Here is a 16,171-nt window from a genome sequence, read left to right on the forward strand (position 1 = left end):
ATACAATGATTTTAGTTCGTTTCTGTTTTCTCTTTCGGTAAGATTAAATTCAAGATAATTCCTGCGAGAGCTGCGAGAGCCATTCCTTCTATTTCTAATTTCACACCTAGTCCATGTAAATTAAACACTAGGTTGCCTATGCCTATTACTAAAATGACAGATGCGATAACTAAATTTCTGTTACTTGCAAAATCTACTTCACTTTCCACTAACATTCTTAAACCACTCGCTGCAATAATACCGAATAGCAATATTGATACACCGCCCATTACGGGTGTTGGTATTGAAGACACAAGTGCAGTGAATTTTTCTACAAAGCCTAGGATAATCGCTATTACTGCAGCACCACCTATAACATAGATACTGTAAATCTTAGTAATTGCCAATACACCTATATTCTCACCATATGTTGTGCTTGGTGGACCACCAATAACACTTGCAAACATAGTTGATACACCGTCACCAATAATCGATTTATCTAATCCTGGGTCTTTAAAGAAGTTTTTACCGACAATTTTATTTATGACCATTTGATGACCAATATGTTCACTAACCGTTACAAAAACGATGGGTATCAGGACTAAGATCAACCCTATATGAATTGATGGTGTATAGTCTCTAAAGGGTAAGTATACTTCCGGTAAGTGTAACCACTTCGCTTCGACAATTGGTTTAAAGTTAACGAGCCCCATAAAGATCGATACGATGTATCCTGTGATTATTCCAATTAATACTGGAATAAGTGATAAAAACCCTTTGAAGAAACCTTGAACGAGTATCGTAACTAATAAAGTAATCATTGCTACAGCAAGGTAACTTAAGTTGTATCCTTTCATGTCTGAACTATTTTCAAACATTGCCATATTGACCGCTGTTGGTGCTAAGCTTAACCCAATAACCATGATAACTGGTCCTACTACGACTGGTGGTAACAATTTCATCAGCCAGCCTGTGCCACTAATTTTTATCGCTAAACCGATAAGCACGTACATGACGCCACTCATAAATAATGCGGTTAACATGTCGCCTAAACTATGTGAATTCAAGCCAGATATGATTGGCGTGATAAAGGCAAAGCTTGAACCTAGATAGGCTGGTATCTTGGCTTGTGTAATTAATATATATAACAATGTTCCGATTCCTGATGCTAACAGTGCAGAAGATATCGGTAATCCTGTTAAGAAAGGTACAAGTACAGTTGAACCAAACATCGCAAATAGATGTTGAGTACTTAAAAATGCCCACTGTCCTAATTTCGGTTTGTCACGTACATCTAAGACCGGTTTAACTGTCCTTTCAAACATTGTTTCATTTTCCATTGCATTTCGCTTCCTTTCATAAAAAAAATCTCTTTACATCGTATTCATGTAAAGAGACTTCGAAGGGTCTATCAGTTCAATAACCTTAGTTAGATAGTGTATTACAATTGTACTAAGGGTGCTATTGAAGATATGACGGTATAGAAAGTTGCTACTTTTAAATTAGAGTCATCACTGTTACTCTAGTTTAAAAGTTTCACACTTACTAACCTATCCTTTCTCAGTCTCTCGTACTGAATTAAAAGGTTATTATTCAATTACTACTGCATTTCTTGAATCAATCTCATCTAGATAAACTGACACCGCTTCTTCACGCGCTGTCGGTATATTCTTTCCGACAAAGTCAGCTCGAATTGGTAATTCTCGATGACCACGATCGACCAAAGTTGCTAATCCAATCTTTTTAGGTCTCGCATACTGTAATACTGCATCTAAAGATGCGCGTACAGTACGACCTGTATAAAGTACATCGTCTATTATAATTACAACTTGATTGGTAATATTAACATCGATTTCATAGGTTTCTTCATTCGATTGTGCTGTTCTATTCTCTAAATCATCTCGAAACTGCGTTATATCTATTGTTCCAGTTGGTACGACCTTTTCTTCGATGTTTTCTATCTTTTGCTGTATGCGACGTGCTAAAAATGCGCCTCGTGTCTTAATACCTAGTAAAATTAAATTATCAGTACCTTTGTTATATTCTAATATTTCATGCGCAATACGAGTAACCGTACGTTGTATCGCTGCTTCATCCATAATAACGCGTTCTGACATTTTAGGCACCTTCCTCAATTCATATTAATTTGCTTTAGCTACAAGATGATACAAAGAAAACCTCATATCTTCAATGAAGACATGAGGTTTCTCAATAATCGTATCACAAATGAAAACAGAGACATTTCTATGTTATAAGACGCTTTCTCTATCATGAATGTAAATCATTCATGTTTGATTATGCACGAATAGTTACGTTGCATAGATTCATCTGTGTACAAGTTATTAAATTCATGTCTTCGAAGCCTCTCTGGACTTTCATTTAAAGACGTACGTTCGCTTTATTAAACTGTCATTATAATATCATGATTTTATATAATGTGCAAGAACCTGTCTAAGTTGCATTGCGCCTTTTAAATGCATAAATACACTATTCTTATTATAAGTAACCTTTATTGATATCCACTTGCTTTCCAGCCACTATATGATTTAATCATTTTTACATAAAAAATAACCTCATTATCTTTTTGACTCGCGCCATTTTTATAATGAGGTAAATTCATTCATATTACTTGTTATAACCTTTATTTAAAGCATAAGTTATTGATCACTTTTTCTAATATCTGTTAATAATTGCTCAAACTCACTTGGCAATTCCGCAGTTTTCTCAATGTATTCACCTGTAACTGGATGTTCAAAACCAATAACACCTGCATGAAGTGCTTGACCTCCAATGTCTAATGTTTTCTTCGGTCCATATTTAGGGTCACCAACTAATGGGAAACCAATATATTTCATATGAACACGAATTTGGTGTGTTCTACCCGTTTCTAGCTGACATTCAACTAACGTATAATGTTTAAAGTGTTCTAAAACATTGAAATGTGTTACTGCTTCTTTACCGTCATCTACGACATCCATTGATTGTCGATCATTTTTGTTTCTACCAATTGGAGCATCAATCGTACCATAATCATGCGGAATATTTCCATGTACCAATGCAACATATTTACGATTTACAGATTTATCCACCAATTGTTCTACCAATCCACGGTGTGCAATATCATTTTTGGCAACCATCAATAAACCTGATGTATCTTTATCAATTCGGTGTACAATCCCTGGTCGAATCTCACCGTTAATACCTGATAAATCTTTCATTTGATACATTAAACCATTAACCAATGTACCACTGTAATGTCCTGCTGATGGATGTACTACCATGCCCTTAGGTTTATAAACAACTGCGACATCATCATCTTCATAATAAATATCTAAGTTTAAATTTTCTGGTTTGATATCAGTTTCTACGACTTCTTTTTCTGTTACATTTATTTGGTCATTTAATTTTACTTTATAATTTGATTTTACTACTTTACCATTGACTGTGACTAACGATAATTTTATCCAGTCTTGAATTTGAGTTCTCGACCACTCTGAATTTAATTCAGGTAATACTTTGTCTATACGCTGACCTGACAAGTCTGCTTGTTCTATTACAAACTCATGATTACTCATAATTGCAACCTCCTACACTTCTTTTTTCATATCTGTTAATAATGCGACAATAATTAGCAATACACCTATCGTCAAGCTAGCATCTGCAACATTAAATATTGGGAAATTATATCCAAAAATATATGTATCGACAAAGTCTACGACTTCACCATGTAACACACGGTCGATGAAATTACCTAATGCACCGGCAAATAATAAACTAATTGCCACTTGCATCAATAAATTGTGCTTTGCTTCTTTAATATAAAATACTATAAGTACGATAAGGATAATAATAGTAATAATATAGAAGAAACTCATCTTACCACTTAAAATACCCCACGCAGCTCCGTTATTTCTATGTGACGTAATATTTAAAAAGTTAGGAATCACTTCGAAAGAATCTCCAACTTTCATTGAACTCGCTATTATAAATTTAGTGATTTGATCTAAGATTAAAATAACAATCGTAATGAATATAGAAATACCTAAATAGTACTGACGTTTCATGCCTGTACCTCCTATTCTACTATCTGACGCTTTTACAACATCTTTCATTATAGCTTAATCAAACTTATAAAAAAAGTTACAGTTTATATCTATCACATTTATTTTTAGATATGCTTAAAATTTGTCTTTTTTGCAATAATATTTCACTATCTTTCAAACCGTTTACTTAGTTTACATAATATAATTATTTTAAATATACTTTCGTAGTTAACAATACATTGATTCACTTTGCTTTATTTTCTTTAGGATGGATGATGTAATATTTTTTTAATGCTTGTGGACTTATATCTCGCGTCGTAATTTCGAATGGATGATAAAAGTTCATTTCTTTCACTTTGATAGTGCCGTCATCAAAGACACGTTCAATATATGCCACATGTCCATATTTACCTTTAGTAGATTGTAATATACTGCCCACTTTGGGATGATGATTTACAGTATAACCATCCTGTTGCGCTTTTACTTTCCAATATTTAGCATCTCCCCAGGACCTACCAATTTTATTACCCGCATCTCTCACTCTATCAAAAACGTAATTCGTACATTGTCCTTTTACATAATTATTGTGTTTCATCGGATTCGTCGACCATAGTGTATTTTCTGGTTCTGTCATATCTCTATTATCTATACCGTCATAAGTTGCAATTCCTGTAATTATTAAGCCTAAAGTGACTAATGTAGTAATCCTTTTCTTCATGTTTTGACACTACCTTTAACTATAATAATATGCTACATCTATTGCTTGTTACACTTAGTCTTACTATGATCTTTGTTTTATTGAATCAGCTTATTTTCTATACCCTTTTTAATAAATATAATAATGTTAAAAATTTAATTTACCTGAAGTTGTGTATAGTAATTAACTGATATTGTTAGCTCATTTTCTTAAGCGACAGCCTCTGCCTGTAATCTTCGACTCGTCCTGCTTCCTCAGAAGTCTCATCTTATTACTTTCTATAAATTAATATTTAATTTACAATATTCGCTATTTTGGACGATACCATTTGATTTTTTAAAATTAAAACAATAATAGTTATTACTTTATGTCTTGGATTTCACCATATAAATCACATCACATTAAAAATGGCTACGCTCATATCATAAATATAAGGTAGCCATAAACTTAGTGTTTTTTTTGAGTCTATTTTACAGAGCGAAGTTCATTGCAGAATAGCGCTCTTATTTTAAGAATTGGAAATTATAATCCTAATGCTGCAAAATCTGGTAATCTTGTTAAAATTTTTGTCTTAATTTCACTTAAACTAGTGTCTTAACGACAGATTGACAACGTGGACATAAATGATCTAACTCGCCAACAGATCCAAGTTCATCGCTATAATTCCAGCAACGTTCACATTTTTCTCCATGTGCATGTTCAATTTTGATGTCACCATAATTATAGGTTTCACCGCTATCAACTTTATCAACAACTTCAGCTTGTGAAGTGATAAACAATTGTTGTAAATCAGTAAATTGTTGTAAGAATGACGTAGCATCAAAGTGTTCGTTACTACTAATAATTACTTTTGCCTCAAGTGATTTACCGATTACCTTTTCATTACGTGCAACTTCTAAAGCACGGTTAACGTCATCACGCAATTTCATAAATGTATTCCATTTTTCTACAAATGCACTATCAATTTCAACGCGTTCAGGCATACGTGTTAAATGTACACTTTCTTCTTCAACATGAGGTATATGCGACCAAACTTCTTCTGCTGTATGTGCTAAAATTGGAGCCAATAATTTCGTCATATCGACAACAATTTGATATAGCACTGTTTGCATACTACGGCGTTTTAATGAATCTTGTTCTTCGATATACAAGATATCTTTACCATAATCTAAGTAGAAATTACTTAGTTCTACATTAATGAAGTTTTGTAATTCTTGATAAATATCTAAATAGTCAAAGTTATCATAATGATCTAATGTACTTGTTGTAAATTCACGTAATCGATTTAATACATATTTATCAACATCTAATAATTGATCTTCAGCAACTGCGTTTGTATTTGGATTATAGTCATTTAAGTTACCTAACATAAATCTTAATGTATTTCTAATTTTACGATATACATCAGACGTTTGCTTTAAGATTTCTTCAGAAATACGTACGTCAGCTAAATAGTCCACACTACTTACCCATAAACGTGCAATGTCAGCACCTTTTTGTTTCACGATTTGATCTGGCACAATTGTATTACCTAATGATTTACTCATTTTTTTACCTTCGCCATCCATAACAAATCCGTGAGATAATAACATTTTATATGGAGATTGTCCTCTTGTAGCTACTGATGTCGTAATTGAAGAGTTAAACCAACCTCGATATTGGTCACTACCTTCAAGGTATAAGTCAGCAGGATACGATAATTCTGGTCGTTCTTCTAACACACCTCTATGAGATGAACCAGAATCAAACCAAACATCCATAATATCTGTTTCTTTTGTAAATTCACCATTCGGACTACCTGGATGTGTAAAGCCTTCAGGTAATAATGCTTTAGCATCTCTTTCAAACCAAATGTTAGAACCATGTTCTTGGAATAAATCTGCTACATGATTAACTGTTTCTTTCGTCATGATGATGTCACCATTTTCAGCATAAAATACTGGTAGTGGTACACCCCAAACACGTTGACGTGAAATAACCCATTCACCACGGTCACGAATCATATTATAGATACGTGTTTTACCCCAATCAACTTTAAATGTAGTGTCTGTAATCGCATCTAAGATATCTTGACGGACTTTATCAATAGATGCAAACCACTGCGGCGTAGCTCTAAAGATAACAGGTTTCTTTGTACGCCAATCATGAGGGTAACTATGTGTAATAAATTCTAGTTTTAATAATGCGCCTTTTTCTGTTAATAAATCAGTAATTTCTTTATTTGCTTTATCATAAAACAGTCCTGCAAACTGGCCAGCTTCTTCTGTAAAGACACCTTTATCATCTACTGGACTAATAACTGGTAAATTGTATTTTTGACCAACGATATAGTCATCTTCCCCGTGTCCAGGTGCTGTATGAACGCAACCTGTACCTGCATCTGTAGTAACGTGTAAACCGTTAATTACTAATGATGTACGATCAACAAATGGATGCTGTGCTTCAACATATTCTAATTCTTTACCTGTAAATGTTTTATCTAATTTAACATCGTTATCATCCCAACCTAAAGTTTCAGCAACACTTTGAGCTAGATCCTTACCGATGATAAATTTCTCACCATTTACTTCATATTGGCCATAAGTCAAATCAGGGTGTACTGTAATAGCTACATTTGAAGGTAATGTCCAAGGTGTAGTTGTCCAGATAATAAACTTAGCATCTTCATCCACTATGCCTTTACCATCTTTAACATCAAATGCTACAAAGATTGAAGCAGAACGCTTGTCATGATACTCAATTTCAGCTTCAGCTAGTGATGACTCACTTGAAGGTGACCAATAAACTGGCTTTTTCCCTTTATAGATTAAACCTTTATCTGCCATTTCACCGAATAAACGAATTTGAGCAGCTTCATATTCTGGTTCTAACGTAATATATGGATTGTTGAAATCACCCTTGATACCTAAACGTTTAAAGTCATTTTTCTGACCTTCGATTTGTTTTAATGCAAATGCTTCACATTTTTCTCTGAATTCTGCAACAGATAATTCTTTTCGTTTAACACCCTTTTTAGTTAACGCTTGTTCAATTGGTAAACCGTGCGTATCCCAACCTGGTACATATGGTGCATAAAAGCCTTGCATTGATTTATATCGCGTAATAATATCTTTCAAAATTTTGTTTAATGCATGTCCCATGTGTAAATTACCATTAGCATATGGTGGACCATCATGAAGAATATAAGATGGGTTTCCTTTATTTTGGTCTAATACTTTTTGATAAATATTTTTTGCTTCCCATTCTTCTTGAATTTTCGGCTCTTTATTTGGCAATCCCCCACGCATTGGGAAAGCTGTCTTTGGCATTAATAATGTTTCTTTATAATCCATTTTCTACACTCCTTAATACATTTTTCCTCTATTGTGTTTCAATTTAATAACAATAAAAAGAACTCTAAGTTCAATTAACAGGGACGATATAAACCGCGTTACCACCCTATTTAACTCAACTTAGAGTTCTCTCATTGTGCTGTATTGAACTATGGATAACAGTGATATAAGTAATATACATATAAAAGGCTCTCACTATCCCTTTCTCGCTTTGATATGCTGTATTATTACTTACGTGTCTGTTATTTCTTATCTGTACTTTCACTCGTAGCATCAGCTGATTGATTATCCGCTTCTGCTTTAGCTTTTAAAGCTTTCTCTTCTTCTGTTAATTCATTGTCATTTAAATGATTGACATTTTCTTCTGTAACTTGTTCAGCATCTAAGTCATAATTGAGTAAATAATCCCAATCTTCATTTTTTAATAGGTCTAACTGTGCTTCAACAAGCATACGGAATCTAGAACGGAAAATCTTAGATTGACGTTTCATATCTTCAGTTTGGAATGACAAACGACGCGCTTTTTCAACACCGTCATTTACAATTCGATCTGCTTCTGCTTTGGCCTTTGCAATTGTTGCCTCTGCCTCTTTATTTGCTGCAGCTTTTGTCTCTTCACCAGCCTGCTTAGCTTGAATTAAAGCATCGCTAACAGATTGATGAACATCTTTATAAGACTGAATATTCGTCTCTTTATCTTCTATAACTTTTTCTAATTGTTTTTTATCTTCTTTTAATCTTTCGATTTCATTACTTAATTGTTGTAAATAACTCTCTACTTCAGTAGGCTCAAAACCATTTTTGGCTTGAGTAAAAGTTTTATTTTTAATTTCACTAGGTGTAAAAGGCATACATTATCCTCCCTTAATCATACACTATTTTATCATTTCAATAAATACGAGAAATAGTATTCTTTGCAGTTTATTTTATATACTATACTGTAAATGTCGTACAAAAATCAACAATTATTTATTCATAACATATCGTCAACGACAAGTTAAGTATAACATTATTTGAATAAAGTTTCGTATGAAATTCTAACTTTATCCTTTTTCGTAGTACCACCAATGTCAGTAACTTTGGCACGACCAAACCCTTGGATAGATAATAGATCCCCACTTGCTAACTGAAAATCAGCTGCATCGATAATCGTATGATTCACTTTAACGCGCTTCTTATCTATTAATTGTTTGGCAATTGTTCTTGATTTACGAATCATTTCTTTCAATACAACATCAAGTCTTAATGCACTTACGGTTGTATTGAATGACTTCCATTCCTCTTTTGATTGTATCATATCTGATAACGGAATAGAATTAAGTTTAACTGTAGCACCTTTGATGCGATTTAATTCAAGTAACATGTAAGATTCTAATTGTTTTGTCAATGTAAACTGTATTTCTCCATCTATGACGATGTCACCTAACTGCTCTCTTTCAATACCTAATGACATAATTGTACCAAGTATATGTTGATGTTGTAATGTAACGAATTTTTCTGGATAATCAACTGCCATTAGTACAATTTCAAAGTCTGAATCCTCAGGTTCAAAATAAGTAGGCGCTATAATCGCTCGTTTGCGTTCCGCATGTTTACCTCCATACAAATGCACTGTTAATTCTTCGAAACTCGCTACTATTACCTCTAAAATATATTGTTCTCTTGGGTCTAAGAAATTCGTTAGTATTGGTGCATATTGCTCATTAGCTCGTTTACATTTATCCATTAAGTTATCAATAAGTTGTTGTTCTTCTTTTCTAAAATGTTGATAAATATCGATTGCATATCACTCCAAACACAATATAAAAGCACCTATCGTCATACAATGATAACGGGAGGTGCTTAATTATCGATTCATTTTACACTTAAATTCAATTTATAGTTTAGTTTTCCTTACGCAAGATGCATAATTATCATATTAAAAATACTCACTAAACCTCTTTGGAACAACACGAGAACAATAATTGCAACGATGGATGATATATCAATCATGCCTATCGGAGGAATAATCTTCCTAAATGGCTCTAAAAATGGCTCATATATTTTTTGTAAAAATTGTCCGAATTTATTTTCTCGTGCATTCGGTATCCATGACATAAAGAAATAAACAATCATGCCATAATAATAAATTTGAACTAAGAATAATATAAATTTAAATACAGTTGCAAGTAAACCTACATCCATTTATTCTTACCTCTATTCACCTTGATATTCCATGTTATCAATTTGGTCAGTTATATTGCCTGCTACTTCAACATTGTCTGGTGTACATAAAAAGATATCAGTCCCAACACGTTGAATGTCGCCACCAATTGCATAAACAGTACCGCTTAAGAAATCTATGATTCTCTTTGCAGAAACTTTATCAATGCGTTGCAAGTTTACCAAAGTAGCTCGACGATTTTTTAGTTCATCTGCAATATCTTGTGTATCTGAGAATACGCGTGGCTCAAATAAACACATTTTAGAACTTTCTTGTGCAAAGCCGAATTGATCTTGTTCTTGATTATTCATATTCACAACGTTCCTAGTATTATTATTTGATGTATTGCTAGCCATTTGATACTTCCTTTCCCCTGTAGATTGTTGTAATCTAGATGATTGTTTCTTAGGTACGGATTGTATCGCTCTTTGACGTTCATTACTCTCATTATTTGATTGTTCGTTAAAATTATTTTGAGACTGTGCTTGTTGCTTTTGATGTTGTCTATTGTCTTCTTCAGGTGGTGCTTCTAATTGGTCATCCTCTTCTTCAACCACGAAAAATCCGCTAAATAAATCTTTTAAAGCCACGGGGCTCACTCCTCTTTTCCTACAAGTTTAGTCCCAATTCTCACAAATGAGGCACCTGCTTCAGTGGCCAAATGGAAATCATTACTCATTCCCATCGACAATTCAGTACACGGTGCATAATTTAAATTGAGCGCTTTAATTTCATCTCTCTTTATTCTTAATGATTGAAACAAGTCTTTGATATACGACTCATCATCTGTTAACGGAGCCATCGTCATTAGACCGACTACTTCTATATTATCAAATTGTGCTAATTCTTCAATAAAAGTATCTAATTCATCTAATGCCACACCTTGTTTAGATGCTTCGCCTGAAACATTTACTTGTACAAAGCATTTGATTGTGTGTGTCGCTCTCTTATCAATTTCCTTTGCCAATTTAAGACGATCTAACGCATGAAAATAATCCACATCATTGATAACTTCTTTAACCTTTCTAGTTTGAAGCGCACCAATAAAGTGCATTGTCACGTCATTTGGTAAAGCTTGTTGCTTTTGTTGAAAACCCTCTACTCGGTTCTCACCAAAGTGTCTAATTCCTGCACGATATGCATCATTAGCTCGGTCTATTGTAACATACTTTGTAACGGCAATCACGTTTGGCAATGTTGAAATATTACCCTTGTCCGCTGACTGTCGTAGTTGTTGCTCGATGTCATTTAGATTTTCACTTACATTCACTGTATACACCTCTTTATTTTTGACCAATAAATGCTAACATTCTACCAGTTTGACCCTTTTCTACTCTATACGAAAAGAATAAATCCAAATCTTCGGAAGTTGCATAATTAGTAATATAAATATTTTCTTTCGGAACGCCACTATGTTGTAATAACAATGCATTAGCAACCTTTAAATCAATACCATGTCTATCTGACGCTCTCGTTTCTATATACTTTGTACTATCAATTGGCAATGCAGCAAACTTTGCTTTGATATCATCATTAATTTCATATGACATAGATGTAGCTGGTCCTATAACAACCTGTAAATCGTTTAAATTAAAGTCAATTTTATTTATCATTTCAACCACAATTTGCCCAACCGTACCACGCCAACCTGCATGTGCTAAACCTATAAAATGATGCTTTTCACTATAAAAGTATATTGGTACACAATCAGCATAACACATTGTTAATAATACATTAGATTCATAGCTGTACATGCCATCAACCCCATGTAAATCATCAGTTAGTGTATCGATATTCATGCCTTGATGCTCTTCTGTAATTTCTACGACTTTATTTTCATGTGTTTGTATCGGAAACACCCAATGCGCTCTATCAAACTTTATTAATTTAGCTAGTTTTTGTTGATGTTTAGTTATATTTTGTGGATTATCATCAATATATCGCGCCATGTTAAATGCGTGATTTGGATAATTACTAAATCCATTCTTTCGCGTTGTGATACCTAATGTAACATTTTGTAATGGGTCATCTCTATATTCTAAAATATGACTATTTTCCACAAATTTTTCTGGCATTATAAACCCTCCGCTAATTATTATTCAAAATAAATGTTATTCGATTATCCGTTTCCATTTTGATTGACTGTTACTACTTCTAATTTGAATATTGAATAGCCATAAAATAACTTCTAGAATTAAAAATCTAAAAAAGTCATCAGATCTGAGACCTGATGACATAGATACTGTTATTATTACTAACTTCAGCTTAAGTATATTTTGTTTAAGACGTACTATCCGACAAATTAACGTCTAGTTCTTCTTGAACGTCTTTCTTCTCTATTTCTGATGAAGCTTGGAATGTCATCTTCATTTGTTGTATGACTTCTGCTTTCAGTATTGCTTTCTACTGAGTGTGATGAGCTAGCAGCACTTGAACCAATTGAAGTTTCATTAGATGCTACGCTACCACTTGTTGCACTGCTACCAAAACCAGTATTTGAAGCTTTACGACCTTGAGAAGATGGTTTATCTTCAAATCCAGTAGCAATTACTGTAACTACAATCTCATCTTGTAATTCAGGATTGATTACTGTACCGAAAATCATGTTTACATCTTCATCTGCAGCGTCTTGTACAATATCAGCAGCTTCTTGTGCTTCGAATAATGATAATGACTCTCCACCAGTGATGTTCATTAACACACCTTGTGCACCTACGATTGATGTTTCTAATAATGGTGAAGAAATTGCTTTCTTAGCTGCTTCTACCGCGCGGTTTTCGCCAGAAGAAACACCAATACCCATCAATGCAGAACCTTGGTTAGACATGATTGTTTTCACGTCTGCAAAGTCAAGGTTAACTTCACCTGAAACAGCGATTAAATCAGAAATACCTTGCACACCTTGACGTAAAACATTATCTGCTTCTTTAAATGCTTCCATCATAGGCGTTGATTTGTCAACGATGTCTAATAAACGATCGTTAGGGATAACAATTAGTGTATCAACTGCAGCTTTCATTGATTCTACGCCTGCAGCAGCTTGAGTTTGACGTTTACGACCTTCAAAGCCGAATGGACGAGTAACAACACCAACTGTTAACGCTCCCATTTCTTTTGCGATTTTAGCTACGACTGGTGCAGCACCTGTACCAGTTCCGCCACCCATACCTGCAGTTACGAATACCATATCTGCACCTTGGATAGCATCTTCAATTTGTTCACGTGATTCTTCTGCAGCTTTTTTACCAATTTCTGGGTTAGCACCTGCACCTAAACCACGAGTTAATTTTTCCCCAATTTGGATTTTAGACTCAGCTTTAGATAAGTTTAAAGCTTGCCCATCCGTATTGATTGAAATAAACTCAACATTGTTCATACCATGGTCAATCATTCGGTTTACAGCGTTGTTTCCGCCGCCCCCTACACCGATGACTTTTAACGTCGCTAAATGATTAAATCCTTGTTCAAATTCTAACATTTATATTTCCTCCTAGTTTTAATGGCCAATCAATCGAATAGAGATTTCATCAGTTTTTTAAATTTACTTTCATCCTTTTGTTCGTTGTGTTGAGACTTATGTTCAACGTCGCTATCAGCGTTTACTTCTTCGTCATATGTCTCTGTCACTTGTGAATCTTCTGAAGATGAATCTGACGCTGGTGCTTCATCTTGCTTATTCGATTTTTTCTTAAACCAATCAAATCCGCTTGTTTTTGTATTATTCGTCGTCTCATCAGATTCGATAACTTCTTCTTCGAATTCTTCACTGTCATGATTACTTATTGTAACATAATCTAGCAATTCGTCGAAAGTAATGCTACTAGAAATTGTTGAAATTGCTGAAGAGAATTCAGGTTTTCTTATACCCATTTGTGACGGTGTATGAATTCTTACTTTTTCGCTAACCATATCTTGTAATAATTCTTTAACACCTAATAAGTTTGCTGAACCTCCAGTTACTACAAATCCACCATTAACTTTTGTTAATTGTAACTCTTGTAATACATCGAACACTTCAAAGAAGATATCTTCTACACGTGCTTCAATAATATCAGCTAAGTCCTTTTGAGTGAATTGTGCATCCTCTTCACTGTCTACTTGATCCACAGTGAATACATCTTGATCAGATGCTGAATCAAAGAAAGCGTGACCATATTGGTGTTTAACCTTTTCAGCTGTTTCATATGAAGTGTTTAATCCTTCAGCTATGTCTTCTGTAATGTCACGACCTGCCATTTCAATTGCATCCGCATCAACAAGTTCACCACGTTCATAGAAAGCAAGTTGAGTTAAATCTTCGCCGATGTCAATCACACAAGCACCAAGTTCTTTCTCTGTAGCAGATAAAACTGAGTTGTAGTTGTACGCATCAGAATATACATCTAATACATCTACACCACAAGATTCTACACATTTAATCATATTGATTAAGATTGATTTTTGAATCGCAATGACACCTGCATTTACTTTCAAGCTATGTCTCGCAATTAATTCCTTTGGATCAGAAACTTCATTGTCGCCATCAACTAGAAACTTAATCGGAAATGCATTAATTATTTCTGTTTCCGGTACGTTATTTTTTTCTCTGATACCTTCTAGTACATGTTCAATATGTGTACCATTTAATTCAGTATCTTCATAAAATTCTATTTCATTAGATTCATCAAACACTTCAGTGCCGACAATTGGAAGTTTAAGGAACACTTCTTTAATGTCTACACCTGAAGCAATAGAAGCTTTTTTAATTGTATCTTTGACTGCTTGTTTCGCAATATCGAAATCATCGATTTGACCATTTTTAATTCCACTCGTGTAGGTTTGTCCTGTACCTATCACATTAATTCCATTGTGAAATTTTTCGCCTACTATTGTTTTTACACTTGATGAACCGATATCTATACTTACATAATAATGCTCTTCCATAGATAGGCACCTCCTGACAATTACATAATCAAGTTCACACTATTAACAGTTTACAATACAGTTTCGCGGTTGTGAACTATAAACACATGTATTTGTCTAAATTTTTTAATTATTTTTGTCTTTTTTCTTATTTATCTTATTTAAAGCACTTTGCAGCTGATCTTTCGCTTTATCTTCTTGGTTATTTCCTTGTTCAACATTTTTATCCGTTTCTGATTTTTGATCAGAACCACTACTATATGGAATAAAGGAAGCACCAACAGATAAATCAATATAACCTGCTTTTTTCAAGTTTCCACTTTCGTCACGATCTAATGATTGTGACATTTGAGGATAATACTTCATTTTGCTACCAATTGTATTTAAGTTACCTACTACTTGAAGATTATCTGTAGTAAATAATTTCACTTGGTTTTGCATATTGGGTTGTGGATCATATTTAACTTCAGATATTAGCCCCCTAACTTTTGCTGGCATTTCAGCTAACTGTCGTATAATTTTGTCCTTTCGTTCTTTATCGAAACCATCAATAATCGGACCATCATCCAACACACTATCTTGGAAATTTTCCAATTCAGTGCCATCCTCCGTTATTGGAACATATTTATCTTTCTTTTTAATTAATGCCACAATTTGATCTTCTGTCACTTTAACCGTCATTTTATTAGGAAAATGCTTTGTTACTTTGGCATCTTTAACTAATGTGTTTTCTTTTAATTTCTTTTCAGCTTTTGAAGTACTATAAGTATACATTCTTGAATCATCTTTAACATTTATTGCTTTACTGATATCACTCTTCGATACATTATTATTACCTTTTATCTCAACACTACTTATTTTACTCAAAGGTGTGAACATATAGATAAGTATCAATAAGATAAAAAACAACAATACACCGAATACTGAATATTGAATTTGTTTCTGCCTTTTACGCCTTAATTCTCGTTTTTGCTTCAAGTATTCAGAGTCAAATTCACGTACTTTATCGGCCATA

15 protein-coding genes are annotated in these 16,171 nt (G+C 33.7%); all 15 read right to left on the reverse strand.

Features of this window, described 5'->3' with window-relative positions; genetic code table 11:
• Nucleotides 1-11: 11 nt before the first annotated feature.
• Entirely contained in the window at nucleotides 12-1,319 is a 1,308-nt protein-coding gene (locus JN168_RS08290; protein ID WP_042738916.1) for a uracil-xanthine permease family protein, read from the reverse strand.
• Nucleotides 1,320-1,568: 249 nt separating this feature from the next.
• On the reverse strand, nucleotides 1,569-2,096 hold the full coding sequence (pyrR, locus tag JN168_RS08295) for a bifunctional pyr operon transcriptional regulator/uracil phosphoribosyltransferase PyrR (RefSeq protein WP_042738917.1): 528 nt from the start codon (nucleotides 2,094-2,096) through the stop codon (nucleotides 1,569-1,571).
• A gap of 540 nt (nucleotides 2,097-2,636) precedes the next feature.
• A complete protein-coding gene (locus JN168_RS08300) occupies nucleotides 2,637-3,554 on the reverse strand; it encodes an RluA family pseudouridine synthase (RefSeq protein WP_042738918.1) in 918 nt (305 codons plus the stop codon).
• 12 nt (nucleotides 3,555-3,566) lie between these two features.
• Complete coding sequence (lspA, locus tag JN168_RS08305; protein WP_042738919.1) at nucleotides 3,567-4,043, reverse strand: signal peptidase II; 477 nt, start codon at nucleotides 4,041-4,043, stop codon at nucleotides 3,567-3,569.
• Nucleotides 4,044-4,266: 223 nt separating this feature from the next.
• Entirely contained in the window at nucleotides 4,267-4,740 is a 474-nt protein-coding gene (locus JN168_RS08310; RefSeq protein ID WP_042738920.1) for a CHAP domain-containing protein, read from the reverse strand.
• A 560-nt stretch (nucleotides 4,741-5,300) separates the two neighbouring features.
• Entirely contained in the window at nucleotides 5,301-8,051 is a 2,751-nt protein-coding gene (ileS, locus tag JN168_RS08315) for an isoleucine--tRNA ligase (protein WP_279525762.1), read from the reverse strand.
• A 242-nt stretch (nucleotides 8,052-8,293) separates the two neighbouring features.
• A complete protein-coding gene (locus tag JN168_RS08320) occupies nucleotides 8,294-8,902 on the reverse strand; it encodes a DivIVA domain-containing protein (protein WP_042738922.1) in 609 nt (202 codons plus the stop codon).
• A 158-nt stretch (nucleotides 8,903-9,060) separates the two neighbouring features.
• Complete coding sequence (locus JN168_RS08325; RefSeq protein WP_042738923.1) at nucleotides 9,061-9,831, reverse strand: YlmH family RNA-binding protein; 771 nt, start codon at nucleotides 9,829-9,831, stop codon at nucleotides 9,061-9,063.
• Between the two features lie 113 nt (nucleotides 9,832-9,944).
• Nucleotides 9,945-10,235, reverse strand: a complete 291-nt coding sequence (locus tag JN168_RS08330; protein WP_042738924.1) for a YggT family protein — start codon at nucleotides 10,233-10,235, stop codon at nucleotides 9,945-9,947.
• Between the two features lie 12 nt (nucleotides 10,236-10,247).
• Complete coding sequence (locus tag JN168_RS08335) at nucleotides 10,248-10,844, reverse strand: cell division protein SepF (RefSeq protein WP_042738925.1); 597 nt, start codon at nucleotides 10,842-10,844, stop codon at nucleotides 10,248-10,250.
• A 5-nt stretch (nucleotides 10,845-10,849) separates the two neighbouring features.
• Nucleotides 10,850-11,524 carry a YggS family pyridoxal phosphate-dependent enzyme gene (locus JN168_RS08340; protein ID WP_042738926.1) on the reverse strand — a complete coding sequence of 225 codons (675 nt, stop codon included), beginning with the start codon at nucleotides 11,522-11,524 and terminating at the stop codon, nucleotides 10,850-10,852.
• A gap of 13 nt (nucleotides 11,525-11,537) precedes the next feature.
• Nucleotides 11,538-12,329 (reverse strand): peptidoglycan editing factor PgeF, encoded by a 792-nt coding sequence (pgeF, locus tag JN168_RS08345; RefSeq protein WP_279525763.1) that lies wholly within the window; start codon nucleotides 12,327-12,329, stop codon nucleotides 11,538-11,540.
• A 227-nt stretch (nucleotides 12,330-12,556) separates the two neighbouring features.
• Nucleotides 12,557-13,732, reverse strand: coding sequence for a cell division protein FtsZ (gene ftsZ, locus JN168_RS08350; RefSeq protein ID WP_279525764.1), 1,176 nt, complete (start codon nucleotides 13,730-13,732; stop codon nucleotides 12,557-12,559).
• Between the two features lie 29 nt (nucleotides 13,733-13,761).
• Entirely contained in the window at nucleotides 13,762-15,177 is a 1,416-nt protein-coding gene (gene ftsA, locus JN168_RS08355) for a cell division protein FtsA (protein ID WP_232154924.1), read from the reverse strand.
• Between the two features lie 105 nt (nucleotides 15,178-15,282).
• Nucleotides 15,283-16,170 (reverse strand): cell division protein FtsQ/DivIB, encoded by an 888-nt coding sequence (locus JN168_RS08360; RefSeq protein ID WP_052495422.1) that lies wholly within the window; start codon nucleotides 16,168-16,170, stop codon nucleotides 15,283-15,285.
• Nucleotide 16,171 lies beyond the last annotated feature (1 nt).

It is taken from the genome of Staphylococcus gallinarum (genome assembly GCF_029774255.1).
Lineage (GTDB): Bacteria > Bacillota > Bacilli > Staphylococcales > Staphylococcaceae > Staphylococcus > Staphylococcus gallinarum.

Bases quoted from the DNA above. Each gene is read 5' to 3' on its own strand.
- JN168_RS08290 (WP_042738916.1), bottom strand. From the start codon at position 1,319: ATGGAAAATGAAACAATGTTTGAAAGGACAGTTAAACCGGTCTTAGAT.
- pyrR (WP_042738917.1), bottom strand. From the start codon at position 2,096: ATGTCAGAACGCGTTATTATGGATGAAGCAGCGATACAACGTACGGTT.
- JN168_RS08300 (WP_042738918.1), bottom strand. From the start codon at position 3,554: ATGAGTAATCATGAGTTTGTAATAGAACAAGCAGACTTGTCAGGTCAG.
- lspA (WP_042738919.1), bottom strand. From the start codon at position 4,043: ATGAAACGTCAGTACTATTTAGGTATTTCTATATTCATTACGATTGTT.
- JN168_RS08310 (WP_042738920.1), bottom strand. From the start codon at position 4,740: ATGAAGAAAAGGATTACTACATTAGTCACTTTAGGCTTAATAATTACA.
- ileS (WP_279525762.1), bottom strand. From the start codon at position 8,051: ATGGATTATAAAGAAACATTATTAATGCCAAAGACAGCTTTCCCAATG.
- JN168_RS08320 (WP_042738922.1), bottom strand. From the start codon at position 8,902: ATGCCTTTTACACCTAGTGAAATTAAAAATAAAACTTTTACTCAAGCC.
- JN168_RS08330 (WP_042738924.1), bottom strand. From the start codon at position 10,235: ATGGATGTAGGTTTACTTGCAACTGTATTTAAATTTATATTATTCTTA.
- pgeF (WP_279525763.1), bottom strand. From the start codon at position 12,329: ATGCCAGAAAAATTTGTGGAAAATAGTCATATTTTAGAATATAGAGAT.
- ftsZ (WP_279525764.1), bottom strand. From the start codon at position 13,732: ATGTTAGAATTTGAACAAGGATTTAATCATTTAGCGACGTTAAAAGTC.
- ftsA (WP_232154924.1), bottom strand. From the start codon at position 15,177: ATGGAAGAGCATTATTATGTAAGTATAGATATCGGTTCATCAAGTGTA.
- JN168_RS08360 (WP_052495422.1), bottom strand. From the start codon at position 16,170: ATGGCCGATAAAGTACGTGAATTTGACTCTGAATACTTGAAGCAAAAA.